The organism is Microbispora sitophila (assembly GCF_014892245.1).
In the GTDB taxonomy this organism is placed as follows: Bacteria; Actinomycetota; Actinomycetes; order Streptosporangiales; family Streptosporangiaceae; genus Microbispora; species Microbispora siamensis.
On the sequence record NZ_JADBGC010000003.1, the window covers coordinates 296,101 to 321,695 of the forward strand.

At 71.4% G+C, this 25,595-nt stretch carries 24 protein-coding genes; 14 read left to right on the forward strand and 10 right to left on the reverse strand.

The genetic code is table 11. The annotated features are described in order from the left end of the window. Position 1: 1 nt before the first annotated feature. From IL992_RS07265 to IL992_RS07280, 4 genes are read right to left on the reverse strand one after another with little or no spacing between them, the layout of a single operon-like run. Positions 2-967 carry an AAA family ATPase gene (locus IL992_RS07265; RefSeq protein WP_193202527.1) on the reverse strand — a complete coding sequence of 322 codons (966 nt, stop codon included), beginning with the start codon at positions 965-967 and terminating at the stop codon, positions 2-4. Then, entirely contained in the window at positions 964-2,127 is a 1,164-nt protein-coding gene (locus IL992_RS07270; protein ID WP_193202528.1) for a DUF4350 domain-containing protein, read from the reverse strand. The genes IL992_RS07265 and IL992_RS07270 overlap by 4 nt, the downstream gene beginning before the upstream one ends. Beyond that, entirely contained in the window at positions 2,124-2,762 is a 639-nt protein-coding gene (locus IL992_RS07275) for a DUF4129 domain-containing protein (RefSeq protein ID WP_319018401.1), read from the reverse strand. Before IL992_RS07275 ends, IL992_RS07270 begins: the two co-directional genes overlap by 4 nt. Further along, positions 2,759-4,084, reverse strand: a complete 1,326-nt coding sequence (locus IL992_RS07280) for a DUF7847 domain-containing protein (protein WP_193202529.1) — start codon at positions 4,082-4,084, stop codon at positions 2,759-2,761. The genes IL992_RS07275 and IL992_RS07280 overlap by 4 nt, the downstream gene beginning before the upstream one ends. Before the next feature lie 307 nt (positions 4,085-4,391). Between IL992_RS07280 and mtrA the strand changes: the two genes are divergently transcribed. The 6 genes from mtrA (at position 4,392) to IL992_RS07310 (ending at position 11,713) form a co-directional block, all read left to right on the forward strand. Further along, on the forward strand, positions 4,392-5,069 hold the full coding sequence (gene mtrA / locus IL992_RS07285; RefSeq protein WP_030509347.1) for an MtrAB system response regulator MtrA: 678 nt from the start codon (positions 4,392-4,394) through the stop codon (positions 5,067-5,069). 16 nt (positions 5,070-5,085) lie between these two features. After that, the gene (gene mtrB, locus IL992_RS07290) at positions 5,086-6,825 is read left to right on the forward strand and encodes an MtrAB system histidine kinase MtrB (protein WP_193202530.1); all 1,740 of its coding nucleotides are present in this window, start codon (positions 5,086-5,088) and stop codon (positions 6,823-6,825) included. After that, the gene (locus IL992_RS07295) at positions 6,800-8,581 is read left to right on the forward strand and encodes an LpqB family beta-propeller domain-containing protein (RefSeq protein WP_193202531.1); all 1,782 of its coding nucleotides are present in this window, start codon (positions 6,800-6,802) and stop codon (positions 8,579-8,581) included. Before mtrB ends, IL992_RS07295 begins: the two co-directional genes overlap by 26 nt. Before the next feature lie 53 nt (positions 8,582-8,634). Then, entirely contained in the window at positions 8,635-9,357 is a 723-nt protein-coding gene (locus IL992_RS07300) for a ComF family protein (RefSeq protein ID WP_193202532.1), read from the forward strand. A 529-nt stretch (positions 9,358-9,886) separates the two neighbouring features. Then, a complete protein-coding gene (gene hpf / locus IL992_RS07305) occupies positions 9,887-10,552 on the forward strand; it encodes a ribosome hibernation-promoting factor, HPF/YfiA family (RefSeq protein WP_193202533.1) in 666 nt (221 codons plus the stop codon). A 456-nt stretch (positions 10,553-11,008) separates the two neighbouring features. Then, positions 11,009-11,713: a response regulator gene (locus tag IL992_RS07310; protein WP_193202534.1), complete on the forward strand. Its 705-nt coding sequence runs from the start codon at positions 11,009-11,011 to the stop codon at positions 11,711-11,713. A gap of 84 nt (positions 11,714-11,797) precedes the next feature. On the opposite strand, the gene IL992_RS07315 is transcribed toward IL992_RS07310, so the two are convergent. After that, entirely contained in the window at positions 11,798-13,006 is a 1,209-nt protein-coding gene (locus tag IL992_RS07315; protein ID WP_319018402.1) for a winged helix-turn-helix domain-containing protein, read from the reverse strand. An 83-nt stretch (positions 13,007-13,089) separates the two neighbouring features. Continuing rightward, a complete protein-coding gene (locus IL992_RS07320; RefSeq protein WP_193202535.1) occupies positions 13,090-13,362 on the reverse strand; it encodes an HGxxPAAW family protein in 273 nt (90 codons plus the stop codon). A 219-nt stretch (positions 13,363-13,581) separates the two neighbouring features. Between IL992_RS07320 and secA the strand changes: the two genes are divergently transcribed. Next, entirely contained in the window at positions 13,582-16,383 is a 2,802-nt protein-coding gene (gene secA / locus IL992_RS07325; protein ID WP_193202536.1) for a preprotein translocase subunit SecA, read from the forward strand. A gap of 53 nt (positions 16,384-16,436) precedes the next feature. Here secA and IL992_RS07330 read toward each other — a convergent pair whose 3' ends face one another. From IL992_RS07330 to IL992_RS07340, 3 genes are all read right to left on the reverse strand, one after another. After that, positions 16,437-16,889, reverse strand: coding sequence for an Rv3235 family protein (locus IL992_RS07330; RefSeq protein ID WP_193202537.1), 453 nt, complete (start codon positions 16,887-16,889; stop codon positions 16,437-16,439). Between the two features lie 265 nt (positions 16,890-17,154). Beyond that, positions 17,155-18,489, reverse strand: a complete 1,335-nt coding sequence (locus IL992_RS07335) for a PTS transporter subunit EIIC (RefSeq protein WP_193202538.1) — start codon at positions 18,487-18,489, stop codon at positions 17,155-17,157. 42 nt (positions 18,490-18,531) lie between these two features. After that, a complete protein-coding gene (locus IL992_RS07340; RefSeq protein ID WP_193202539.1) occupies positions 18,532-19,272 on the reverse strand; it encodes a GntR family transcriptional regulator in 741 nt (246 codons plus the stop codon). A gap of 153 nt (positions 19,273-19,425) precedes the next feature. Between IL992_RS07340 and IL992_RS07345 the strand changes: the two genes are divergently transcribed. From IL992_RS07345 to IL992_RS07375, 7 genes are all read left to right on the forward strand, one after another. Then, the gene (locus tag IL992_RS07345; RefSeq protein ID WP_193202540.1) at positions 19,426-20,460 is read left to right on the forward strand and encodes an SIS domain-containing protein; all 1,035 of its coding nucleotides are present in this window, start codon (positions 19,426-19,428) and stop codon (positions 20,458-20,460) included. 33 nt (positions 20,461-20,493) lie between these two features. Further along, complete coding sequence (locus IL992_RS07350; RefSeq protein WP_079313268.1) at positions 20,494-20,730, forward strand: glucose PTS transporter subunit EIIB; 237 nt, start codon at positions 20,494-20,496, stop codon at positions 20,728-20,730. An 80-nt stretch (positions 20,731-20,810) separates the two neighbouring features. Next, positions 20,811-21,257 carry a PTS sugar transporter subunit IIA gene (locus IL992_RS07355; RefSeq protein ID WP_193202541.1) on the forward strand — a complete coding sequence of 149 codons (447 nt, stop codon included), beginning with the start codon at positions 20,811-20,813 and terminating at the stop codon, positions 21,255-21,257. A 10-nt stretch (positions 21,258-21,267) separates the two neighbouring features. Beyond that, on the forward strand, positions 21,268-21,903 hold the full coding sequence (locus IL992_RS07360; protein WP_193202542.1) for an HAD family hydrolase: 636 nt from the start codon (positions 21,268-21,270) through the stop codon (positions 21,901-21,903). Positions 21,904-21,927: 24 nt separating this feature from the next. Then, positions 21,928-22,185 (forward strand): HPr family phosphocarrier protein, encoded by a 258-nt coding sequence (locus IL992_RS07365; RefSeq protein ID WP_079313265.1) that lies wholly within the window; start codon positions 21,928-21,930, stop codon positions 22,183-22,185. 77 nt (positions 22,186-22,262) lie between these two features. Continuing rightward, on the forward strand, positions 22,263-23,936 hold the full coding sequence (ptsP, locus tag IL992_RS07370) for a phosphoenolpyruvate--protein phosphotransferase (RefSeq protein ID WP_193202682.1): 1,674 nt from the start codon (positions 22,263-22,265) through the stop codon (positions 23,934-23,936). 57 nt (positions 23,937-23,993) lie between these two features. Then, complete coding sequence (locus tag IL992_RS07375) at positions 23,994-25,331, forward strand: glycoside hydrolase family 3 protein (RefSeq protein WP_319018403.1); 1,338 nt, start codon at positions 23,994-23,996, stop codon at positions 25,329-25,331. On the opposite strand, the gene IL992_RS07380 is transcribed toward IL992_RS07375, so the two are convergent. Beyond that, positions 25,324-25,590, reverse strand: coding sequence for a hypothetical protein (locus tag IL992_RS07380; protein WP_193202697.1), 267 nt, complete (start codon positions 25,588-25,590; stop codon positions 25,324-25,326). The genes IL992_RS07375 and IL992_RS07380 overlap by 8 nt on opposite strands. Between the last annotated feature and the right edge of the window lie 5 nt (positions 25,591-25,595).

The following is a 25,595-nucleotide window of genomic DNA, read 5'->3' on the forward strand; positions in this document are numbered from 1 at the left end:
CTCACCGGGGAACGGGGACGGCGGACAGGATGCCCTCCAGGATGCCGTCGGGGGTGGCGCCCTCCAGTTCGGCCTCCGGGCGCAGCCCCACCCGGTGGCGCAGGGCGGGCCGCGCCAGGGCCTTCACGTCGTCCGGTGTCACGTACGACCGTCCCGACAGCCACGCCCACGCCCGCGCGGCGGCCAGCAGCGCGGTGGCCCCGCGGGGCGAGACGCCGAGCTGGAGCGAGGGCGACTGCCGGGTGGCCCGTGCGACGTCCACGATGTAGCCGAGCACCTCGGCGCCCGCGTGGACCTGCGCGACCGCCCGGCGTCCCGCCGCGAGGTCGGCCGCGGACGCCACGGATTTGATCTCCGTCAGGTCGCGCGGGTCGAAGCCGAGCGCGTGCCGTTCGAGGACGGCGATCTCCTGCTCGCGCGGCGGCAGCGGCACGGTCAGCTTGAGCAGGAACCGGTCGAGCTGCGCCTCGGGCAGCTGGTAGGTGCCCTCGTACTCGACGGGGTTCTGCGTCGCCACGACGATGAAGGGGTCCGGTAGCGGGCGGGCCGCTCCCTCGACGCTGACCTGTCGTTCCTCCATCGCCTCCAGCAGGGCGGCCTGCGTCTTCGGCGGCGTGCGGTTGATCTCGTCGGCGAGCAGCAGGTTGGTGAAGACCGGCCCCTCGCGGAACTCGAACTCCGCCGTCCTGGCGTCGTAGACCAGCGACCCGGTGACGTCGCCCGGCATCAGGTCGGGGGTGAACTGCACCCGCTTGAAGTCCAGCGCGAGCGTGGCCGACAGCGTGCGTACGAGCAGGGTCTTGGCCACGCCGGGCACGCCCTCGAGCAGCACGTGACCCCGGCACAGCAGCGCGATGACCAGCCCGGTGACGACCGGGTCCTGGCCCACGACCGCCTTGGCCACCTCCGCCCGCAGCGCCGCGAGCGCCTCGCGGGCGGCGTCCGCGTCCGATTCAGGTGTGGTCACGAATCTCGTACCTGCCTTTCGAGTGTGTCCAGGTGGGCGGCGAGGGTCACCAGCGCGGTGTCGTCACCGGGCGGCGGGCCGCACAGCAGCGTCAAAACCGGCTCCGGGTCGCGGCCGGTGCGCGCGGCCGCGGCGACGGCGACCTCCTCCGCGGTCGCGGTGCGGGGCAGTCCGAGGCGGGGGGCGAGCCGGTCGGCCGCGGCGGCCCGCAGCGCGAGGGCGGCCCGGTCCCTGGCCCGGCGGGAGCGGTACAGGCGTCCGCGCCCCTCCACGGTCTCCGCGGCCCGCACGACCACGGGCAGGCGCTCGACCACGACGGGCCCGAGCCTGCGTCCGCGCCACAGGGCGGCCAGGGCCACCGCGACGAGGAGCTGGATGACCGCCCACTTCACGCCGCCGGGGATGAGGTCGCCGAGCGAGCGGGCCTGCCCGTCCGTCCCACCGCCGGGACCGCCTGTCTCGTCCTGGTCGTCGGGCTCGGCGAGCCAGACGAGTTTCTGCCGCGCCCCGGCCAGGTTCAGCGCGAGCGCCGCGTTGCCGTCCTCCGCGAGGCGCAGGTTGGTCATGAACGACGCGTCGCCCAGCACGGTCACGGTGTGCCCGTCCGCGGTGTAGCGGACCAGGGCGTGCCCGTCGCCGGCCGGATAGCAGCCCGTGGCCCCCCGTGGCCCGGCGAAGGACATGCCGCCGGTGTAGGCGTCGCCCGCTCGCACCGCCTCTCGTAACGTGCACTCCGGGGCCCGCGACCGGGTGCGCACAGGGCCCTTCCTGCGTACGCCGGAGGCGAGCACGTCGAGGTACGGCACGGAGCCCGCGACGAGCCGGTCACCGGGGGCCTCCGCGATGCGGCGGGCGGCGTCGCGGTTCAGGAAGCTCGCCTCGGTGACCAGCAGCAGGGTCTGCGGCCCGGCGGCGGCCACCGCCGCGCCGGGGGTCTCCACTCGGGTCACCTCCACCCCGTGCGCCTCCAGCAGCCGGGCGAGTGCGGCGCTGCCGTTCAGCGAGGTGTCGGCGGGATCGAGGGTGCGGCCGCCGGACTGTCCCCCCGTCAGCAGCATCGGCAGCACCGCCGTGGCCAGCACGAGCACCACCAGCAATGCGACCCAGGCCGTCTGCCGCCCTCGGCTACGGGCTTTCGCCGGGGCGCTCGCGGCGGTCATGCGGTCACGCCCGCGCGGGCCGACCGCAGGCGCTCGTCCAGGGCGGTGAGCGTCAGGTAGCCCTCCCGGGTGCCGCCCGCCCCGCCGTAGGTCACGTCGTCGAACAGGCGTGCCGCCGCGCGCAGGTCCGCCGCGTGGGGCGGCAGCGCCTGGCCGGCGACCTCGGCCAGTTCCACGGCGGTACGGCCCGGCATCGGGCTGACGATCGCGCGTTCCTCCAGTTCGCGGGCGATCGCGCGCAGCCGCTCCTGGATGGCCCCCGCCCAGCCGCCCTCGGCCGCCAGGCGTTCGGCCTCGGCGCGATGCTCGGCGGCCGTCCGCTCACGCTGCCCGAAAACGGCGCCGCTCTCCGTACGCCGGCCGCCGGAGAAACGGCGCAGGGCCCACAGGAGCAGCACGGCCAGGACGGCGAGGACGACGGCGATCACGACGAGCGACGTCACGCCGCCCCCGCCCATCCCGCCGCCGTTCATGAAATCGCCGAGGAACTGGGAGATCTCCCGCTGCAGCCGGTCGAACAGCGGCTCGTGCTGGTAGGCCGCCCCGGACAGCTCGCGTGCGGCCTCCCGCGCGGCCTGGTCGCGGCCGACGTCGACCGGCGAGGCGAGCAGCGCCGCCGCCCGCACGGTCGTCACGCCTGCGGCCCGTACGGCCCGTACGGCGGAGCCCCGTGGTACGGCCCGGAGCCCGGCCCCGTCCCGGCGGCGTAGCTCGGGTGCCACAGGTCGTCGACCCCGGAGTGGACCCAGCCCTGCGACTGGTTCTGCGCCGCCGCCGTCTGCAGCACGAGGTCGAACGCCTCGGCCCGCATCCGCCTGTCGGCGTACAGCAGCCCGGCCACGCCCGCCTGGAAGGGATACGTGATCATGGACGCGATGACCTGGCCGACCGCCAGGAGGAGCGCCGCGATCGTGGTCCCGGCGGCGGTGCCGCCGCTCAGCATCCCGACGAGCGAGCCGCCGAACGTGAACGGGATCGCCAGCACGCTGCTGATGATGGCCGCGAGTATGGCGGTGAGCAGCAGGATGCCGAGCACCCGCCAGCTGTCGCCCTTCACCAGCCGCCACGACCGGCTCATGGCGTCGGTGACTCCGCGGCCCTCCAGCACGATGGCGGGGGCCGACAGCGACAGGCGCGTGTAGAAGAACAGCAGATAAGGGACGTAGGCCACGAAGAACAGCAGGACGACGAGCACCGCCACCCCCGTGCCGGTGTTCCCCGTGCCGTCGAACGCGTTGGCCGCCGCGAGGCTCACGAGCACCGCGACGAGCGCCAGCAGCGGCAGCAGGAGGATGAGCGCCTGCAGCAGCACCAGCCCGAACAGCGCGGGCAGCCGCGACCGCGCGAGCCGCCACGCCTCGCCCACCGTGATGCGCCCGCCGAACACCGCGCGGCCGAGCACCCGGGTGAGGACGCCCGTGAGGATCGTGGTGCCGACGAACGTCATGACGTAGGTGACGATCGCACCGATGAGCTGTGAGGCGTCTCCGGCGATGGACACGTCCGCGGCGTCGGTGGCGTACGGGTCGGCCAGGAGGTCGCCGATCGAGCCGAAGGAGATGGCCTGCCCGATCGCGGCCGGGATTCCGGTCACCGCCGCCACGATCGCCGACAGGCCGAGCGTGGCCTTGGGGTTCGACCGGATCAGCTTGATCGTGCCGTCGAGGATGTCGCCGAGCGTCAACGGGCGCAGCGGGATGATGCCCGGCCGCGGCGCGTCCGGCGCCCGGTACCCGTACTGCCCGCCCGTGTAGGGCGCGTACGGAGTGGGCGGGTGCGGGGCGGACGAGTACGGAGTGGACGGGTGCGGGGCGGACGGGTTCGCGCCCTGCGGCGCGCCGGCGCCGGGAGAGGCCCAGGAGGGCCCGGCCGCCCCGGCGGCCCCGCCGTACGGGGGAGGTTGCTCGGCCGCCCAGCCGGAGGGCATGTCGGGGGTGGAGCCGGGGCCGTCTGTCATGTCCCAATCCTGGCATGATGTACGCGCGTGCCGCGCGGCCGTACAGAGGCTCGTGCAAGGCTCTCGGGCGGAGGGCTCTTGGGGGATGGCCGAAACAGGGGGTGCGGGCGCACACTTGGAACGTGACCGCACCACGGGATTCCCGCCGGTGTGACCGCATCTGGTCAGATAATCGCGCGCTTCGTCCGCTGCGCCTAAACTCCATCCTCTGTCGTGGTCGTGTAACACCAAAGCGGTGGCCACGGTAGCCTGCGGGGGAAACTGTGACAAACGCCCAAATCTCCCATACGCGTACGAATGAGGGGCCATGAAAGGACGCGTGCTGGTCGTCGACGACGACGCCGCTCTCGCCGAGATGCTCGGCATCGTCTTGCGCGGGGAGGGCTTTGAGCCGTCGTTCGTGTCCGATGGCGACAAGGCGCTCGACGCCTTCAGGGACACCCGGCCGGACCTCGTCCTGCTCGACCTGATGCTCCCCGGTGCCGACGGCATCGACGTCTGCCGCCGCATCCGCGCCGAGTCCGGGGTCCCGATCGTGATGCTCACGGCCAAGAGCGACACCATCGACGTGGTGCTCGGCCTGGAGTCCGGCGCGGACGACTACATCGTCAAGCCGTTCAAGCCCAAGGAACTCGTCGCCCGCGTGCGCGCCCGCCTGCGCCGCACCGACGAGCCCACGCCCGAGATCCTGCAGATCGGCGACATCACCATCGACGTGGCCGGCCACTCGGTCAAGCGTGGCGAGGAGACCATCAACCTCACGCCGCTGGAGTTCGACCTGCTGGTCGCGCTGGCCCGCAAGCCCCGCCAGGTCTTCACCCGCGAGGTGCTGCTCGAGCAGGTCTGGGGCTACCGGCACGCCGCCGACACCCGCCTGGTGAACGTGCACGTCCAGCGCCTGCGCGCGAAGATCGAGAAGGACCCCGAGCACCCGGAGATCGTCGTCACGGTCCGGGGCGTGGGCTACAAGGCCGGCCCGGCGTAAGCCGCACGTCACCGTCATGCCGGTCTCCGCGAGGAAACGCCGTCGCCGGACCCCAGGCCAGATCGCCCGCGGGGTCCGCAGGCGCGCGCGCCGCCTCGCGGGCCGGCTGCGGCACGCCTGGCGGCGCTCGCTCCAGCTTCGCGTCGTCACCAGCACGCTGGTGCTTTCGATGGCCGTCGTGGTCGTCCTCGGCGTCTTCCTGATGCAGTCGATCGTCGCCTCGGTGCTGACCAGCACCGAGGTGTCCGCGGTCGAGGAGTCGCGGGCGAACATCGCGACCGCGAGCGGCTACCTCACGCAGCCCGCGGACTCGGCCGACATCTCTCAGGACGCCACCGCCCAGGGGCAGACGGTGAACCCCGTCGACGCGGCGGCCAAGGCGCTGACCGACCGCTCCGGCGGCCGCTACGACGTCGTCATCTTCAACGAGGGCTCGGTCGGTGAGGGCCGGGCGTCCGGTCAGGTCGACTGGTCGAGCGTCCCGGCCCTGCTGCGCACGAAGGTCCAGAGCAGCGAGGAGCAGTCGCTCTGGGTCCAGACCGTGAAGATCCGGTACATCGGCGCGAAGCAGCCCGAGAGCGCCTGGGTGGTCGGCGCCCGGGTGAACGGAACCTACGAGATCTACCACGTCTTCCCGCTCGGCGACGAGGAGAAGACACTGCTCACGGTCCAGCAGATGGTCTTCGGCGCGGGAGCCGCGCTCGTGCTGCTGCTGGCCGGCGTCGCCTCGCTGGTCACCCGGCAGGTGGTCACCCCCGTACGGCTCGCGCGCCAGGCGGCGGAACGGCTCGCCGCCGGCCGGCTGGAGGAGCGGCTCAAGGTGCGCGGGGAGGACGACCTCGCCCGGCTGGCGACCTCGTTCAACGAGATGGCGTCCAACCTCGCCGTGAAGATCCACCAGCTGGAGGAGCTCTCCCAGGTGCAGCGGCAGTTCGTCTCCGACGTCTCCCACGAGCTGCGCACACCGTTGACGACCGTCCGCATGGCCGCCGACCTGCTGTACGAGGGCCGCGAGGACTTCGACCCCGCCTCCGCGCGGGCCGCCGAGCTCATGCAGAACCAGCTCGAACGCTTCGAGTCGATGCTCGCCGACCTGCTGGAGATCAGCCGCTACGACGCGGGGGCGGCCACCCTCGACCTGGAGCCCGTCGACATGCGCGACGTGGTCCTGCGCGCGGTGGGCGACTCCGAGACGCTCGCCGAGCGGCAGGCCACCCGGTTCGAGCTGCGCCTGCCCAACGAGCCGTGCATGGCCGAGGTGGACAGCCGCAGGGTCGAGCGCATCCTGCGCAACCTGCTCTTCAACGCCATCGAGCACGGCGAGGGCAAGGACATCGTCGTCACGCTCGGCGCCGACCGCGACGCGGTGGCCGTGGCCGTACGCGACCACGGGGTCGGCCTCAAGCCGGGCGAGGAGACGATGGTGTTCGACCGCTTCTGGCGGGCCGACCCCTCGCGCGCCCGGACCATCGGCGGCACCGGGCTCGGCCTGGCGATCTCGCGGGAGGACGCCATGCTGCACGGCGGCTGGCTCCAGGCGTGGGGCGCGCCGGGGGAGGGCAGCCAGTTCCGCCTGTCGCTGCCGCGCGTGGCGGGGGCCCCGCTGCGCGGGTCGCCGCTGCCGCTCGTGCCGCCGGAGGTCGAGATGCGGCGCACGTGGCGCGGCCATGCCACACCGGTCCTGACCCCGGCGCCGGCGGAGACGGCGCCGAGGGTGCGGGAGAACGTGGATGCGGGGGCCTTCGATGCGGAGTGAGCGGCTCGGCGCCCGCCGTCTCACCGCCGCCGCGGGCGCGGCGCTCGTCCTGGTCTCCGGCGGGGCCGGGTGCGCCACCGTGCCCACGAGCGGCAGCCCCCGTGCCGCCCAGGAGGACCACGGCAAGGACACGCTCAGCCAGCCGTACGTGCGGCTCATCGCGACCCCGCCCAAGAAGGGCGCCCCGCCCGAGGACATCGTGAAGGGCTTCCAGGCCGCCATGGGGGCCTTCGACGACCCCGGGCTCGCCATCGCCCGGGAGTACCTCACCCCGGGCGCGGCCAAGCACTGGAACCCGTGGCGGCTGACCCGCATCTACGAGGGCAAGATCGAGTCGGACCGCGCGCAGAACCTCCAGGAGGCCACGCGGACGACGGTGACGCTGAAGGGCACAGCGGTCGCCACGATCGACGCGGAGGGCAGGTCCACCCCGGCAGCCGGCAACCTCGTCGAGCCGTTCACGCTGGTCAAGCAGAACGGCGAGTGGCGGATCGACGTGCCGCCCGACGCCCGCCTGCTGTCGTACGACGACCTGTGGCGTGCGTACCGGAAAGTGGACCTCTACTACCCGCCCGCCACCGGGGAGATCGGCCTCGTGGCCGACCGGGTGTGGGTGCCGATCGAACCCAGCAGGGGCGTGCCCGAGACGCTGGTCCGCCGCCTGCTCGCCGGGCCGACCTCGTCCATCAGGAACGCGGTGAGCAGCGCGTTCCCGCCGGGCACCGAGCTCAACCGGATCACCGTCGAGGGCGACACGGTCGTGCTCGACTTCTCCTCGGAGCTGGAGTCGGTGCCCACCGACCGCCTCGACGCGCTGAAGGCGCAGCTCGTGTGGACGCTCGGCGAACTGGTCACCGGCCGGACCGTCGAGATCCGCGTGAACGGCGAGTCCGGGATGCGGTTCCGGCCCGCCGACTACGCCCGATACGACCCGAACGTGCTGACCGGCTCCCTGCAGGCGTACTACATGCAGGGCGGCAGGCTGCTGCAGTTCAAGGAGAAGGGCGACGGCACGCCGGTGCCGGGCGCGGCCGGCGAGCAGGCCGGGAAGTTCTCCCAGCCGGCCGTCTCCAACACCAACCAGTTCCCGCCCCTCGTGGCCGCCCTGGTCAACGGCGACGGCGTCTACGTCGCCCCCATGACCCCGAACAGCCAGTGGCAGCGGTGGATCGCGGGCGGGGACATGAGCCCGCCCTCCTGGGACCGCTACGGGGCCGTCTGGTCGGCCGAGAGGGTGAACCCGCACGAGAGCCGGGTCTGGACGGCCGAGAACGGCCGGGCCCGCCGCGTGGACATCGACGACGAGCTGTCCTACGGGCGGATCATCGAGCTGCGGGTCTCCCGCGACGGAGCCCGGATCGCCGCGATCGTCGACGACGGCCTCGGCACCTCCGTGAAGATCGGCACGATCGTCCGCAACGGCCAGCAGACGCGGATCGAGTCCGTACGGTCGCTCATCGAGCCGCGCGACGCGCGGAAGATCAAGGACATCGCCTGGCAGGACGCCGCCGATCTGCTCGTGCTGTCCGAAGGGAGCAGCGGCCAGGAGCTCGCCACCTGGTCGGTGATGGAGGGCGTGGTCCCCAACGACGGCCCCATCAAGCTCGACTCGAAGATCAAGTCGATCGCGGCCGTCCCCGACCACGTCCTCGCGGCGGCCGACGAGGGCCAGGTGCTCACCTACAGCGTGGACAAGCACGCCTGGACCCCGCGCGCCGACAACGGTGCCACCAACCCCGTCTACCCCCTCGGCTGAGCCGGCCGGAGTGACCGGAGTGAACTGTCGGTGGCGGGCGGCATCCTGAGGGCGTGCCGCCCGCCCTGCTCGATCTGATCCTCCCGCCTCGCTGCGCCGGATGCGGCGCGCCGGGCGCTCCGGCCTGCCCGTCCTGTACGGCCGAGTTGCTGCGGGAACCGGCTCCCCGCCCACCTGACCCGCCGCCTCCGGGCCTGCCCGACTGCTGGTCGGCCACCGCCTACGACGGCGCGGCCCGCCGGATGATCCTCGCCTGCAAGGAACGCGGCCGTACGGCCCTCGTGCCGGTCCTGGCGGCTTCCGTCAGCGCCTGCGTGGCCGCGTGGGCGGCGGGCAGGGGGGCGTACCGGGAGGTGTGGCTGGTGCCGGTTCCGAGCGCCCGGGCCGCCTCCCGCCGCCGGGGACACGACCCCGTCCGCGCCGTCGCCGCGGCGGCGGCCCGCGAGCTGCGCCGGCGAGGCCGGCCTGCCGCCCTCGCGCCCCTGCTGCGGCAGGGCCGGCGCGTCGCCGACCAGGCGGGGCTGGGATCGGCGGAGCGGGCCGTCAACCTGTCCGGGGCGTTCGAGACCGCCCCGGGCCCGGTGGCGCGGCTACGGCCCTCTGGCCGCGGTCCCGGGGCCGTCGCCGTGGTCCTGGTGGACGACGTCGTCACGACGGGGACGACGCTGGCGGAGGCGGCAAGGGCGCTGCGCGCCGCCGGCGCGGAGCCGTCCGCGGCGGTGACCATCGCCGCGACACGCCGGAGACGCCCGATTGGTGAATATCACTCACAGTAAAGACTGGGGCAAGTTAGAGACTTCCCGCCGGGGAGCGGCTCCCTGTCTACTTCGGGGCGACTTCCCTGCTCAATGCAGGTGTGGACGCCGCGGTTGCGGGGATTCCCAGAATATGACCACGAATTTTCCGACGGGGAGACGGCAACCCGGATCACGCAAAGTGATCGTTTAGCCGATCTCCTGGCTGACATTCGAGGCGGTAGCGACTAGCGTTCAGACATGGCACCCGTTCGGGTCCGTGGTTGCGCCGGGCCGATTCCCCCCTCGTGGGGTTCGGCCTGGCTAGCCGATGCCAGCCGCAGGCGAAACGGCCCACGTAAGGCGACTCTTGGTCGACCGATCACGGTGCGGCTTAGAGGTAAGTCCTGCCCTCCCGGGGGTCCAGATGTCCCCCGTAAGAGGAGAAGGGCAGTAGTGGCGAGTGAGCTGCGAACCCCTCAGCAGGCGGATGTGGGGACGAAGACCAGGTCGGCCGGACGGGTGTCCAGGAGCGCGTGCACCACCGTCGATGTGCGAAGGGGGGCTTTGCGTGGAAATCATCGTCAAGGGACGGCACACCACTGTGGGTGACCGGTTCCGCGATCAAGTGACGTCCAAGCTGGCCAGAATCCAGAAGCTCAACAACAAGCTCATCCAAATCGACGTAGAGGTCTCGAAGGAGCCCAACCACCGGCAGAGCGGGCAGCGTGAACGGGTGGAGCTGACGATCCACTCGCGGGGCCCCGCCATCCGCGCGGAAGCCTGCGCGGACGACCGGTTCTCGGCGCTGGACATAGCCATTGGCAAGCTGGAGGAGCGGCTGAGGCGGCTCGCCGACCGCCGCAAGATCCATCACGGGAAGAGCTGCCCTCCCTCGATGGCAGAGCTCACCGCGGTGACGGAGGGCGCGCAGGGGGTGATCACGACCGTCCGGGAGGAGCCGGAGCCGGTCGCCGAGATCCCGGCGGAGACCGCCGGAGGGCGGGCCGAGAGTTCCGAGGCCATCGTGCCCATCGAGATGGACGGCGAAGGACCGCTGATCGTACGCGAGAAGTTCCACAAGGCCGACCCCATGACGATCGACCAGGCGCTCCTGGAAATGGAGCTCGTGGGTCACGACTTCTACCTCTTCCGCGACAAGGAAGGGGGCCAGCCGAGCGTCGTCTACCGGCGCCGCGGCTACGACTACGGAGTCCTCAGGCTCGTAGAGAGCTAGGTCGTGTCTGACAAAACATGTCCTGCTGCGCGTGGCCCAGGCGGCGCCTCGCGGCGTTGTCGTCGTCGCCCATAGCTCCGCTATGGGCTCCTCCTCCGCCTTGCGATGCATCCACCTGGATCCACGCTCGCGACGGACAGCCTTTGTCAGACACTCCCGCACCTCGCCCTACGTGGGCCGGACCTCGCTCAGCGGGGCCCGGCCCACGTTTCGTACGCCCACGGCGGCATCGAAGCGGATGCGTGAATCGGGGGGTGCGGGCACCTATCGTGAGGAGGAAGGGCGCGTGCCGCATCAGGTGTCGTTCGCCCAGGTATGTCCTGGTGCCGGGGGTAGTAGCGCCTCGATGAAGATCCGCACCGGTTCCGGAACCGTGCCATGATGGCGATCAGCACGCTGACCGCCACGGTTCGCCGGGCGGAGCGACAGCGTCCTTGACCCCCGCAAGGAGGTTCCGTGACCCGACCCGACGAGGCGGCCCGAGCAGCCGGTCGAAGCGAGCCGATTCGTGTGCTGATCGTCGACGATCACGCCTTGATCCGCCGCAGCCTTGAGCTCGCGCTGGCCGCGGAGGCGGACATCGAGGTGGTAGGCGAGGCGAGCGACGGCAAGGAGGCCGTCGAGCTCGCGGACCGGCTGATGCCGGACGTGGTCCTGATGGACGTCCGCATGCCGAAGCTGGACGGCATCGGGGCGACTCGGAAGATCAAGGAGTCGGTGCCGAGCACCCGGATCATCATGCTGACCGTCAGCGACGAGGAGGAGGACCTCTTCGAGGCGATCAAGGCGGGTGCGACCGGTTACCTGCTCAAGGACGTCCAGATCGACGAGGTGCCCGACGCCGTGCGCGGCGTCCACGAGGGCCAGTCGCTCATCAACCCCGCCATGGCGGCCAAACTGATCAGCGAGTTCGCGAACATGAGCCGCAAGGAGGCCGAGCGGCCCCCCCAGCTCCCGGTCCCCCGCCTGACCGACCGGGAGATGGAGGTCCTGCGCCTCGTCGCCAAGGGCATGAACAACCGCGAGATCGCCAAGGATCTGTTCATCTCCGAGAACACGGTGAAGAACCACGTCCGCAACATCCTGGAGAAGCTCCAGCTCCACTCCCGGATGGAGGCCGTGGTCTACGCGGTGCGCGAACGGCTGCTCGAGATCACCTGAGTCGCGGCGAACCCCCAGGCCCGCGCGCCGTGTCGCCGGGCCTCGGCGGGTGCGCCTACGCGAGCCCTGGGGTGCCGTGAGTGGTCAGTTGGGTCCGCGGGTCACTGCGGCGCGCAGCGGGGCCTCCAGGTCCGGCGTGCCGACCCGCTCCACTCGCACATCGGTGCAGCCGACCCAGCTCGCGGCCTCCCACAGGGCGTCACTCATTGCCTCCACGGCCCTGGCACGGCCGCCGCCCGGCTCGAATCCGACCTGCCGGGCGACCAGTGTGGCGCCCTCGCGGGCCGGGTCGACCCGCCCGATGATGCGCCCGCCCGCGAGCACCGGCATCGCGAAGTAGCCGTGCACCCGCTTGTCCTTCGGGACGTACGCCTCCAGGCGGTGGTTGAGGCCGAACACGCGCTCGGCCCGCGCCCGCTCCCAGATGAGCGAGTCGAACGGCGACAGCGGCGTGGTGCGGTGCCGCCCGCGCGGCTCGCTCTCCAGCGCGGCGGGGTCCGCCCAGGCGTTCGGACCGTCCGGGTCCGCGCCGCGCCGCGCGGGCCAGCCCGACACGCGTACGGGCACGAGGCCGGCGGCGCCGCTCAGCAGCGCCTCGTCGAGCATGGCGGCGTGCCTGCCCTTGACGCGGGTGAAGTCGACCAGGTCCGCCCTGGTCGCCACGCCGAGCGACCGCCCGGCCATCGTGGTCAGCCGGGTCACGCACTCGTCGTCGGACAGGTCCTGGGCGAGCAGGTCCGCCGGGACCGCGCGCTCGGCGAGCTCGTAGACGCGCCGCCAGCCGACGCGGCGGGTGCAGACGACCTCACCGATGTCGAGCAGGAACTCGATGGCGATCTTGGTATCCGACCAGTCCCACCACGGGCCTCCGTTCTTGGCGCCGCCGATGTCGGCCGTGGTGAGCGGGCCGTCCGAGCGCACCTGCTCCAGGACCTTGTCGACCACGGGCGGCACCTCGTGCCAGCGAAAGCGCCGGTCCCGGTACGCGCGCCGGCGGAAGGCGTACAGCGGCCACTGCTCGATGGGCAGGATGCAGGCGGCGTGGCACCAGTACTCGAAGGCACGGGCGGGGTCGTCCCAGTAGGCCCGCTCGACCACGGAGCGGCCGACCGGCCCGAGGCGCGCGTACGCGACGAGCTCGTGGGAGCGGGCGAGGACGGAGATGGTGTCGAGCTGGACGGCGCCGACGCGCCGCAGCATCGCGGGGACGCCGCCGCCGCGGGCGGTGGCGCCGAGGAAACCCTGGGCCCGGAGGATGATCCTGCGGGCCTCGTCGGCGGTCAGGTCGGTCACAGCCAGAGATGCTAGACGCCGTGACCGACAAAACGCTTACGGCGGTTCGGGCATGGGCATGGAGGCGCAGGCCCGGGGAGGACTCAGGAGGTGATGGACCGGTGCTCGAAGGGCGAGTGGTGCTCCTGGACCGGAACCTGCCGGGGGGCGTCCACGATCACGTCCGAGAAGATGTCGAACGCGAGCGCGAGCAGCCCGCCGACGGCGCAGATGCCCACGCCGATCCAGACGAAGAGCCAGTTCGGGCCGAGGGTCAGCGCCACGCCCCCGAACGTGAAGCCGATGAGGATGGTGATGACGGCGAGCCAAGATTTGGCGCTTCCCGCGTGGCTGCCCTGGTGTCCGCTCTGTGCCATACCCCGTTTTCTACCTGATGGCCGAGGTGGTCGGAACATCGGGGGAACCTTTGGCGGCGGTTTTCCCCTACGAGATATGCGATTGTGCCGCGGCGCTCCGTCGATTGCAGGTGGGTGTGTCTGGTACGGGAACCGCCTACGATGGCTAGCGGGGAAGTATGTCTCGTCCTCACACCCCGGTGATCGGCCGGGGTAGACCTGCGAGGAGCTTTACTAAAAGTGCCAGCCATTCTCGACAAGATCCTTCGCGCCGGCGAAGGCAAGACTCTGCGGAAGCTCAAGCGCATCGCCGAGCAGGTCAACTCCATCGAAGAGGACTTCAAGAGCCTGTCCGACGCCGAGCTCCGCGCGCTGACCGCCGAGTACAAGCAGCGTCACGCCGAGGGTGAGTCCCTCGACGACCTGCTGCCGGAAGCGTTCGCGACCGTCCGCGAGGCCGCCCGCAGGGTCCTCGGGCAGCGCCACTTCGACGTGCAGCTCATGGGTGGCGCCAACCTGCACATGGGCAACATCTCCGAGATGCGCACCGGTGAGGGCAAGACGCTCACCTGTACGCTTCCCGCCTACCTCAACGCGATCTCCGGCAAGGGCGTCCACGTCGTCACGGTCAACGACTACCTGGCCAAGCGCGACGCCGAGACCATGGGACGCGTCCACCGCTTCCTCGGCCTGGAGGTCGGGGTCATCCTGGCCAACATGTCGCCGGAGGAGCGCCGCAAGCAGTACAACGCCGACATCACGTACGGCACGAACAACGAGTTCGGCTTCGACTACCTCCGCGACAACATGGCGTGGTCGATCGAGGAGTGCGTCCAGCGCGGCCACAACTTCGCCATCGTGGACGAGGTCGACTCGATCCTGATCGACGAGGCCAGGACTCCGCTCATCATCTCCGGTCCTGGCGAGCAGTCGGGCAAGTGGTACCAGGAGTTCGCCAAGATCGTGCCGAGGCTGCGGCGCGGCACCGAGGGCAAGGACGGCGAGGAGAGCACCGGCGACTACGTCGTCGACGAGAAGAAGCGCACCGTCGGCATCCTCGAGGCGGGCGTGGAGAAGGTCGAGGACTGGCTCGGCATCGACAACCTCTACAAGCCCGAGCACACCCACCTCGTGCAGTTCCTCAACAACGCCCTCAAGGCCAAGGAACTGTTCAAGAAGGACAAGGACTACATCGTCGTCGACGGCGAGGTCCTGATCGTCGACGAGTTCACCGGGCGCGTCCTGCACGGCCGTCGTTACAACGAGGGCATGCACCAGGCCATCGAGGCCAAGGAAGGCGTGAAGATCAAGGACGAGAACCAGACTCTCGCCACGATCACGCTGCAGAACTACTTCCGCCTCTACGAGAAGCTCGCCGGCATGACCGGTACGGCCGCCACCGAGGCCAACGAGTTCCACCAGACGTACAAGCTGGGCGTCGTCCCGATCCCGACGAACCGGCCGATGATCCGCAAGGACCAGCCCGACGTCGTCTACAAGACCGAGGACGCCAAGTTCCAGGCGTGCGTCGAGGACATCAAGGCGCGCTACGAGAAGGGCCAGCCGGTCCTCGTCGGCACCACCAGCGTCGAGAAGTCCGAGAAGCTGTCGCGGATGCTCAAGCGTCAGGGCGTGCCGCACGAGGTGCTGAACGCGAAGAACCACGCCCGTGAGGCCGCGATCGTCGCCGAGGCGGGCCGGAAGGGCGCCGTCACCGTGGCGACCAACATGGCCGGTCGAGGCACCGACATCATGCTCGGCGGCAACCCCGAGTTCCGCGCCGACCTGGAGCTTCACCAGCGCGGCCTGTCGCCGTCCGAGACTCCGGAGGAGTACGAGAAGGCCTATCCCGAGGCGCTCGAGAAGGCCAAGGAGGCCGTCAAGGCCGAGCACGAGGAGGTCACCGAGCTCGGCGGGCTCTACGTGCTGGGCACCGAGCGGCACGAGTCGCGGCGCATCGACAACCAGCTCCGCGGCCGTTCCGGCCGTCAGGGCGACCCCGGCGAGTCGCGCTTCTACCTCTCGCTCGAGGACGACCTCATGCGGCTGTTCAACTCGGCCAGGGTCGAGATGATCATGACGCGGCTCAACATCCCGGACGACGTGCCGATCGAGTCGGGCATGGTCTCCAAGGCCATCGCCTCCGCGCAGCACCAGGTCGAGCAGCAGAACTTCGAGATCCGCAAGAACGTCCTGAAGTACGACGAGGTGATGAACCGCCAGCGCACGGTGATCTACGCCGAGCGGCGGCGGGTGCTGGAGGGCGCCGACCTGCACGAGCAGGTGCGCGGCTTCGTCGGCGACGTCGTCGACGACTACGTCAAGGGCGCCACCGCCGAGGGCTTCGCCGAGGAGTGGGACCTCGAGAAGCTGTGGAAGGCGTTCGGCCAGCTCTACCCGATCTCCTTCACGGTCGACGAGCTCATCGAGCAGGCCGGCGGCGACCGGGAGGAGCTGACGGCGGAGCTCATCGCCGAGAAGGTCAAGGAGGACGCGTTCGCGGCCTACGACCGCCGCGAGGAGCAGCTCGGTTCCGAGGCGGTGCGCGAGCTTGAGCGCCGGGTCATCCTCTCGGTGCTCGACCGCAAGTGGCGCGAGCACCTCTACGAGATGGACTACCTCCAGGAGGGCATCGGCATGCGTGCCTATGCCCAGAAGGACCCGCTGATCGAGTACCAGCGCGAGGGCTACGAGATGTTCTCGGCGATGCTCGACGGCATCAAGGAGGAGTCGGTCGGCTACCTGTTCAACCTCGAGGTCGAGGTGCAGGCCAACCCGATCGTCGAGGAGAACGCCGAGGAGGACACGGCGCTCTCCGAGACCGGCTCGATCATCGCCCGGGCGCTGCGGCAGCCGTCGCGGCCGACGGAGATGGTCTATACCGCGCCGGGCGAGAGCGGCGACGTGGAGGTCAGCCGGGTGCGGTCGACCCCCGAGCAGCGCGCCGCGTACGGCGACACCGAGCGCAACGCGCCCTGCCCCTGCGGCTCGGGCAAGAAGTACAAGCGCTGCCACGGCGACCCGCGCAACCAGCAGGCGTGACGTGACCCGAGAAGGACCCCGCCGGGCCAGGCCCCGGCGGGGTCCTTCGCGTATCACGCGGTCTCGAACTCGGTGACCAGCCACTGCACGCCCCGCCGCTCCAGCCGTACGGCGAGCACGCGGCTGCGTGGACCGCAGTGGACGAGCAGGCACATCTCGATCACCCCGTCACGGGGTCGCTGCACATGGGGAAGGCCCGTCAGCGGCGGCCGCTCGGTGTCGATCATCTTCCCGGCCCGGACCAGTTCGCGATAGGCCCGCTCGGTCAGCCGGTCCTGGACGGTCTCCGGCGGTCTGCGGCCCGCCAGGATCTCCGCGAGCGCCTGGCCGAGCCCCCGCAGGCGGCGCTCGTCCGTGGGCGTGCCCGTACGACGCGGGACCGGGGCCAGGGCGAGCGCGCCGTACGTGCCGGGACGCGTGACGTGGCCGCCGCCGTCACGCTCGTCGTACGGAGGATCGGCCGGGGGGACGGACGCGAGCCGTGGCAGGGGGACGGGCTTGGGCATCGGGGGACTCCGCTCTCGTGCGCCGTGAATCTGACGCCTAATAGAGGTTGCGGTCAGCCGCCCTGATACGGGGAAACGCCAACTTTGCCGAGTCGCGAGCCTTTGTGCCGCCGTTCGTCCGGGAAGATTCCTCCGGGTTGGCGTGGCCGTCTTGGATTTGAGCATGGGTTGATCGGGAATTATCGGCATCCGTAATAGCGGGAAACACAACAGGGGCGCCCGGGATCACCGGGCGCCCCTGCTCCCTGAGAGGGGACCTGACGCGTCAGGCGCGGGCACGCGCCGTCTCGGCGCTCTCCCCGGAGTCCACGTCGGGCTCGGGTTCGCGGCCGGGCGTCATGATGTTCAGCTTCTTGATGAGGAAGCTGAAGATCACGTAGTAGAGGACGAAGTAGACGACGCCGATCAGCATGATCAGCAAGAAGTTGTGCGTGTTGTCCTTGGACGCATTGAGGCCGGCGTCGATCAAGCCCGCGGAGAACCCGAAGCCGAGCCGGCCGTCGAGGGCCGCGACCAGGGCCATCGAGATGCCGGTGAGCAGCGCGTGCGCCGCGAACAGGATCGGGGCCACGAAGATGAACGCGAACTCGATCGGCTCGGTGATGCCGGTGAAGAAGGAAATCAGGGCAGAGGAGAGCATGATGCCGCCGACCGTGGCGCGGCGGTGCGGCGGCGCGGCCCGCCACATGGCGATCGCGGCGGCCGGCAGGCCGAACATCATGACCGGGAAGAAGCCCGCCATGAACGCGCCCGCGCCGTCCTGGCCTGCGAAGTAGCAGTTCAGGTCGCCCGCCGCGTGGGTCGCGCCGACGGTGCACTCCGGCACGGTGAACCAGACGATCGAGTTGACGAAGTGGTGCAGGCCGAAGGGGATGAGGCCCCGGTTCACGATCCCGTAGATGCCTGCGCCGATCGTGGAGTTGCCGGCGAGCCAGTCGCCGAAGCTGCTCAGGCCCTGCCCGATCGGCTGCCAGATCAGGCCGAAGATCACGCCGAGGACGAGCCCGGACACCGCGGTGAGGATCGGGACGAAGCGGCGGCCGCCGAAGAAGGCCAGGTAGGCGGGTAGTTTCGTCCGATAGAAGCGCTGCCACAGGATGGCTGTGACGATTCCCATGAGGATGCCGCCGAGCACTCCGGTCGGATTGGCCGACGCCAGGTTGAGCGCCTCCGCCGGCTTGCCGTCCGCTCCGACGAGCGTCTGGGCCACCTTCTTGTGCACCGCCGAGTCCGCCGAGGCGTCGAAGAACATCAGGTGGGTGACCCGGTCCCAGACGAGGTAGCCGACCACGGCCGCCAGGGCGGTGGAGCCGTCGGCGCGCCGGGCGAAACCGACCGCGACGCCGATCGCGAACAGCAGCGGCAGTGCGTCGAACAGGGCGCCGCCGGCGTTGGCGATGACATGAGCGATCTTGTCGAGAGCGGCGTTGTCCGTGCGGCCGAGGAGGTCGTCCTGGCCGATCCGGAGCAGGATCGCCGCGGCGGGCAGCGCCGCGATCGGGAGCATCAGCGAGCGGCCGATGCGGGACAGCGCGGTCATCACCGCGTTCTGGCTAGAGGGTGCGGCGGGCAGGCCCGCGTCGGCGGAGGTGGAACTCATCGGTTGTTCCTCCAGGGGGGTGGGGGAGAACAGGGAGGAGTGTCAGAGCCTTCTGGCCGGGGCTCCGAGGAGCGTCCGGAGCTGGTAGCGGTCGGCGCGATAGGTGGAGACGCCGAGTTCGGCGCATACCCCGCCGGCGAAGGACCGGCGCTGCAGCAGCAGCACGGCCCCGCCGCGGGGAAGTTTGAGCAGGTCGGCGTCGCTCGGATCGGCGAGGCCGCCGTCGATGGTCAGCTCCCCGGCGTCCATCACGAGCCCGTACCGCGACTCGAGCAGGGCGTACAGGGATCGTCCGGTCAGGTCGTAGGCATCGAGATCGGGTGCGAGCGCGACCGGGATGTGGGCGCGCTCGATGCTCAGCGGTTCCCCGTCCGCGGTGCGCAGCCGCTCGATGAAGTGGACGGCGTCTCCCGGCTGGATGCCGAGCTGCCGTGCGAGGTGGGCGCTGGCCCGGACCACCCGCCGGTCCAGGTCGCGGGAGCCGGGCTCCATGCCGCGCGCCCGCATGTCGTCGGTGAAGGAGGTGAGTTGGAGTGCCAGCTCGATCTTGGGGCGGGCCACGAACGTGCCCTTGCCCGGGACCCGGTGCAACCGGCCCTCGGACACCAGGTGGTCGACGGCCTGCCGTACCGTCATACGGGACAGGTCGAAGCGCTGGCTCAGGTCACGTTCGGAGGGGATCGCCGCGCCGATCGGCAGCTCGTTGTTCTCGATCAGATCGAGCAGGATTTCCCGCAGTTGGAAGTACTTGGGCACCGGGCTGGCCGGATCGATCTGGGCCACTGATCCCTCCCCTCTCGCTCTGGATCGTCCGAATAAGTTAAGGTTCTTACTGGTCTAGTCCGGACTAGACCACAGCCGGGAAATGTGTGTCAATGTATGGGCCGGCGACGGATCGATAACGGACAAATCTCGCCAAGCAGAGGATGATCATCGATGACGACCAGGATGCGCGGTGAGATCGCCGAGCAGCCCGCCGCGATTCGGGCGACGCTGGACGCCCTCCTTCCGAGGACCGGCGAAGTCGAGGCGGTCGCGCGGGGCACCCGCCACCTGCTGTTCGTCGCCCGCGGGACCTCGGACAACGCGGCGGTCTACGGCCGCTACCTGATCGAGGCGCGGGCGGGCCGGATGGCCGCGATGGGCGCCCCCTCGGTCGCCACGACCTACCGCCGCAAGCTCGACCTCGACGGGGTGCTGGCCGTGGGCCTGTCCCAGTCCGGCCGTACGGAGGAGATCGTCGAGACCCTCCAGTGGGCGAAGGACTGCGGCGCGAAGACCGTCGCGATCACCAACGGCGGCGAGGAGTCGCCGCTGGCCCAGGCCGCCGACCTCGCGCTGTGCACGCTCGCCGGCGAGGAGAAGGCCGTCCCGGCCACGAAGACCTACACGACCCAGCTCGCCGCACTGGCCGTCCTCGCGATCGGCCTCGGCGCCGACGTGGACCCCGACGACCTGCGCCGGGTGCCGGACGCGGTGGAGAAGCTGATCTCCGACCCCGGCGACCTGGACGCCGTGGTCGAGGGCCTGGCCGACAAGCCCGGCGTCGTCGTGTCCGGCCGCGGCCTGGCCTTCTCGACCGCGCTGGAGCTGGCGCTCAAGCTCAAGGAGGCGTGCTACCTGCACGCCATGGGCCTGTCGTACGCCGATCTGCTGCACGGCCCGATCGCGGTCGTGGACGCCGAGACCCCGGCGATCCTGGTGGCGGCCGGGGAGGGCCCGACCCTGGCGGGCACGGTCGCGCTGGCCGAGCGGGTCACCGGGGCGGGCGCCGCCGCCTTCGGCGTCGGGGGCGGCGAACGGCTCGCCTCCGCCTCGACCGCCGCCCTGAACGGTCCGGACCTGCCCGAGTGGGTGGCTCCGCTGGGACTCATCGTCCCCGGGCAGTTGCTCACCGAGGCGCTCGCGCGCAGGCTCGGTATCGACCCCGATTCCCCCCGCGGTCTGAAGAAGGTCACGCAGACCGACTGAACGACAGACCGGCCGAACAGCAGGAGGACCCCCATGGCTGCAGACGCCGAGGCGATCATCGCCGGGCTCGGTGGCGCCGACAACATCATCGAAGTGGAGCCGTGCATCACCCGGCTGCGCACCGAGGTGCACGACGCCTCGAAGGTGGACCAGGCCGCGCTCAGGGCGGCCGGCGCCCACGGAGTGATGGCGGCGGGCAACGTCGTCCAGGTCGTGGTGGGCCCCGAGGCCGACACCATCGCCAGCGACATCGAGGACATCATCGGCTGAACCCGGGAGATCGTCGCGGGTCCGCCGGTCTCGGCGGACCTGTGGTGACGCCTGCCCGGATCTCAGGGAAGGGCTCTTCATTGACGACTGTTCTCGCCCCGGTCGCGGGGGCGGCCATCGGCCTGGCCGCCGTGCCGGACCCGGTGTTCTCGCAGGCGATGGTCGGCCCGGGAACCGCGATCGACCCCCTCAGGCGGCCCGTCGAGGCCCTGGCCCCGATCGACGGCACGATCGTGAAGCTGCACCCGCACGCGTACGTCGTGGTGGGGGACGACGGCAGGGGCGTGCTGGTGCATCTCGGCATCGACACCGTGCAACTCAAGGGCGAGGGCTTCCGCCTGCTCGCGGCGGAGGGGGACCGCGTCAGCGCCGGGCAGCCCGTCGTGGCCTGGGACCCCGCGACGGTCGAGGCCGGCGGGCGCTCGCCGGTCTGCCCCGTGGTGGCGCTCGACGCCGTGGCGGGCTCGGTCGGCGAGATCGCCGCGGGCGGCGTGGACGCGGGTGACCCGCTGTTCGAGTGGTCGTGATGCCGAGGTGATGGAGGCCGCGCTCTTCGATCTCGACGGCACCCTGGTCAACACCGAGGTCCGCAGCCGTGCCCTGTGGCGGATGTTCCTGGACGACCGCGGCATCACGTACGACGAGACGCTGTTGCGGCGTGTCATGGGCCGGCGCGGGGTGGATGTGATCCCCGAGGTGCTGCCCGGCATGGATCCGGAGGTCGTGATGGAGGAGATCCGCTCCTACTACGACCATCCGGACCTGCCCGGCATCGTGCCGGTCCCGGGGGCGGCGGAGCTGGTGTCCCGGGTCGCGGAGCAGGGGGCTCCGCTGGCCCTGGTCACCTCGGCTCAGCGATGGTGGGCCGTGGAGCGGCTCACCGACATCGGCGTCGTGGAGGTGGTACGGACCATCGTCTCCGCCGAGGACGTGACCATGGGCAAGCCCGACCCGTCCGGCTACCTCATGGCGGCCGACCTGCTCGCGGTCGACCCGGCCAAATGCGTGGTGTTCGAGGACTCGCTCGCCGGGATAGCGGCGGCTCGGGCCGCGGGTATGACCTGCGTTGCGGTGGCCACCACTCATCATCCGGATGAACTCTCGCACGCGGATCTGGTAATACCCGATATGTCGGGTATTGACTGGCCTTTGACGGAACTACCGGCGGTCTAGACCACCGCTGCAGGAGGAGGAAACGTGGCCGAACGCACAGTCAGCGTCGCGTCCGAGGTGGGGCTGCACGCGCGCCCTGCGGCGACGTTCGTGCAGACCGCGGCGAAGGTGCCCTTCGACGTCACCATCGCGAAGGCGGGCGGTTCGCCGGTGAGCGCGAAGAGCATCCTGTCGGTTCTGGCGCTCGACGTACGACAGGGAGAGTCGATCGTCATCAGCGCGGAGGGCGAGGGCGCCGAAGAGCTGCTCGACGAGCTCGCCCAGATCGCCTCGGCCTCCTGACGCCAGTGGACGGGCAGGAGAAGACGGGGACGACGGCGGGGGACGACAACGGCGCGCGGTCGCCGGCCGGCACGTCGCTGGCCGGCACCGGGGTCAGCCCCGGCGCCGGGTACGGCCCGGCCCATGTGCTCGCGGGGGAGATCCCCGAGCCCGACAAGGAGGCGCGCCACGACGGCGACGCCGCCGCCGAACGGGCCCGCGCCGAGCGGGCGGTCGAGGAGGTGGCCGCCGACCTGGAGGCGAGGGGCGCGAGGGCGGGCGGCGAGGCCCAGGAGGTGCTCGGCGCGCAGGCGTTGATGGCCCGCGACCCGAGCCTGGCCATGGAGGTCGGCGAGCTCATCGACCGGGGCGTGGCCGCCCCGCGCGCCGTCTTCGACGCCTTCGGCAAGTATCGGGACCTGCTCGCGGCGGCCGGTGGCTACCTGGCCGAGCGCGTGGCGGACCTCGACGACATCCGCGACCGGGTGATCGCCGTGCTCACCGGCCTGCCCATGCCGGGCGTGCCGGCCAGCGCCGCCGAGCCGTTCGTGCTCATCGCCAAGGACCTCGCGCCGGCCGACACCGCGCTGCTGTCGAAGGACGTGGTCGCCGCGTTCGTCACCGAGCAGGGCGGGCCGACCAGCCACACGGCGATCCTCGCCCGCTCGATGGGCGTGCCCGCCGTCGTCGGCTGCGCCGGCGCGACCGCGATCGCCCCCGGCACCCCCGTGCTGGTCGACGGCGCGTCCGGGCAGGTGCTGCTCACGCCGGACCCGGCCCGCGTGGCCGAGGCGCGCGGCGCCGAGGAGGCGCGGCGGGCGGTGCTGTCGGCGGCCACCGGCCCCGGCGCGACCGCCGACGGCCACCCCGTTCCCCTGCTCGCCAACATCGGCGGCCCCCGCGACCTGGAGAGCGCGCTGGCCAACGGCGCCGAGGGCGTCGGCCTCTACCGCACCGAGTTCCTCTTCCTCGACCGCGAGACCGCGCCGTCGGGAAGCGAGCAGGAGGAGGCCTACCGGGCGGTCTTCGAGGCGTTCCCGGAGGGCCGCGTGGTGGTGCGCACGCTCGACTCCGGCGCCGACAAGCCTCTGGCGTTCCTGCCGCCGCCGGAGGAGGAGCCGAACCCGGCGCTCGGAGAGCGCGGCCTGCGCATGTTCCGCCGGTATCCGGAGATCATGGCCGCGCAGCTCGGCGCGCTGGCCCGGGCCGCTGCGGGCGTCTCGGCCAAGGTCCAGGTCATGGCACCGATGGTGGCCACCGTCGAGGAGGCGGAGTGGTTCGCCGAGGCCTGCCGTACGGCGGGGCTCGACGGCGCGGGCATCATGATCGAGGTGCCGTCGGCGGCGCTGCGGGCGGCGGACCTCATCCGGGCCGTCGACTTCTTCTCGATCGGGACCAACGACCTCACGCAGTACGCGCTCGCGGCCGACCGCCAGGTCAGCGCCGTCGCCGGGCTGCAGGACCCGTGGCATCCGGCCGTGCTCGACCTGATCGCGATGGCCGCCTCGGCCGCCTCCGCGGCGGGCAAGGGCTGCGGAGTCTGCGGCGAGGCCGCGGCCGATCCGGTGCTCGCCTGCGTGCTCGTCGGCATGGGGGTCACCTCGCTGTCCATGGGCGCCCCCGCGCTGCCCTGGGTGCGCGCCGCCCTGTCGCGGCACACGCTCGAGCAGTGCCGCGCGGCCGCCGCCGCGGCGCGCTCGGCCACCTCGGCGCGGGCCGCCAAGGCCGCCGCCCGAGCGGAGCTTCCCGGCCTGGACGCACTCGCGCTCTGACCGGCCGTGACCGGGTTCCGGGCCCGGTCACGGCCAGGCACGGCTACGGTAAAGAACGTGCCACGAATCAGACACGGTGTCGTCATGCTCGCCGCCCTCCTCGTGACCGGATGCTCGTCCGGCGTCGGCGCGGCGAGCCCGGCGCCCTCGCCGCGCGCGTCCGCGCCGGGGTCCGTGTCCCCGCCGTCCCCCTCGCCGGCCCTGTCGCCGTCCGTGTCGCCGTCCCTGTCACCGTCGGCCCGGCCCTCCGGCGGTCAGGCCGAGCGGACGCTCGCGGCGATGAGCCTGCGCGACAAGGTCGCGCAACTCTTCACCATCGTGGTGTGGGGCCAGAAGGCCGGGGCGGCGAGCAAGGAGAACGAGGCACGGTACGGCGTGGCGACGCCGGCGCAGGTGGTGGAGAAGTTCCGCCCCGGCGGGGTCATCCTGTTCGACTGGGCGGGCAACGTCTCCGGCGCGAGTCAGGTGGCCGCGCTCACCACCGGCCTCCGCGAGGCGGCCGCCAGGTCCGGCGAGGCGCCGCTCATGATCGGCGTGGACCAGGAGAACGGCCTCGTCTCCCGGCTCAAGTCTCTCGTCACCAAGTTCCCAGGCGCGTCGGAGATCGGGGAGACCGGCAAGACGGCGAACGCGCGCGACGTCGCCAGGGCGACCGGCGAGGAACTGCGCGACCTCGGCATCTCGCTCGACTTCGCGCCGGTCGCCGACGTCAACATCAACCCCCGCAACCCCGTGATCGGGCCCCGCGCGTACGGCTCCGACCCCGGGAAGGTGGCCGAGATGGTCGGGGCGGCCGTCGACGGCTTCCACGCGGCGGGCGTAGCCTCCGTCGCCAAGCACTTCCCCGGCCACGGGGACACCTCGGTCGACAGCCACACGGGCCTGCCCGTCATCACACACTCGAAGACGCAGTGGCGGAAGCTGGACGCGCCGCCGTTCCGCGCGGCGATCGCGCACGACGTGGACGCGATCATGTCGGCGCACGTGGTGATGCCGAAGCTCGACCCCTCGGGCGACCCCGCGACGCTGTCTCACCGCATCCTCACCGGCCTGCTCCGCGAGGAACTCGGCTTCGACGGCGTGATCAGCACCGACGCGCTCGACATGGCCGGGGTGCGGAAGAAGTACGGCGACGCCGAGGTCGCCGTGCGGGCCGTGCTCGCCGGGGCCGACATACTCCTCATGCCGCCGAACCTGCCCAAGGCGTACGACGCCGTCCTCGACGCGGTGAAGTCGGGCCGGATCACCGAGCGTAGGATCGACGAGTCGGTGCTGCGGATCCTGCGGCTGAAGGAGAAGCGCGGCGTCTTCGGCCCGATCCGCACCGACCCCGGCGCGCTGAAGTCCGCCGCGCATCGCAAGGTCGCGGAGCGCGTCTTCGCCGCCGTCAGGTGATGGCGGGCGCGTCCTGTCCGGGCTCGTCCTCTGCCGGCTCGCCGGTGTGGGCGTAGTCGAAGTACACCGTTATCGACGGCCAGTTGGCGCCTTCGTCGGTGATCTCGTTGTGCATGATCAGGTCGTACACCTCGACCTGGCCCAGCTCCTCGATCGTGGTCGCGACGCGGCGGAGCAGCGCCGGCACGCTGTCCTGTCCAATCCCTTCCGGGTTGTTCTGGGTGAAGTGGTGCATTTGATTGGTAATCGGCTTTGTCACGAAAG

Coding starts and splice junctions, on each gene's coding strand:
- IL992_RS07360 (WP_193202542.1), top strand. CDS start 21,268: ATGGAGGCCGCGCTCTTCGATCTCGACGGCACCCTGGTCAACACCGAG.
- IL992_RS07295 (WP_193202531.1), top strand. CDS start 6,800: ATGCGGGGGCCTTCGATGCGGAGTGAGCGGCTCGGCGCCCGCCGTCTC.
- IL992_RS07335 (WP_193202538.1), bottom strand. CDS start 18,489: ATGAGTTCCACCTCCGCCGACGCGGGCCTGCCCGCCGCACCCTCTAGC.
- IL992_RS07270 (WP_193202528.1), bottom strand. CDS start 2,127: ATGACCGCCGCGAGCGCCCCGGCGAAAGCCCGTAGCCGAGGGCGGCAG.
- IL992_RS07320 (WP_193202535.1), bottom strand. CDS start 13,362: ATGGCACAGAGCGGACACCAGGGCAGCCACGCGGGAAGCGCCAAATCT.
- mtrB (WP_193202530.1), top strand. CDS start 5,086: ATGCCGGTCTCCGCGAGGAAACGCCGTCGCCGGACCCCAGGCCAGATC.
- IL992_RS07280 (WP_193202529.1), bottom strand. CDS start 4,084: ATGACAGACGGCCCCGGCTCCACCCCCGACATGCCCTCCGGCTGGGCG.
- IL992_RS07345 (WP_193202540.1), top strand. CDS start 19,426: ATGACGACCAGGATGCGCGGTGAGATCGCCGAGCAGCCCGCCGCGATT.
- mtrA (WP_030509347.1), top strand. CDS start 4,392: ATGAAAGGACGCGTGCTGGTCGTCGACGACGACGCCGCTCTCGCCGAG.
- IL992_RS07330 (WP_193202537.1), bottom strand. CDS start 16,889: ATGCCCAAGCCCGTCCCCCTGCCACGGCTCGCGTCCGTCCCCCCGGCC.
- IL992_RS07350 (WP_079313268.1), top strand. CDS start 20,494: ATGGCTGCAGACGCCGAGGCGATCATCGCCGGGCTCGGTGGCGCCGAC.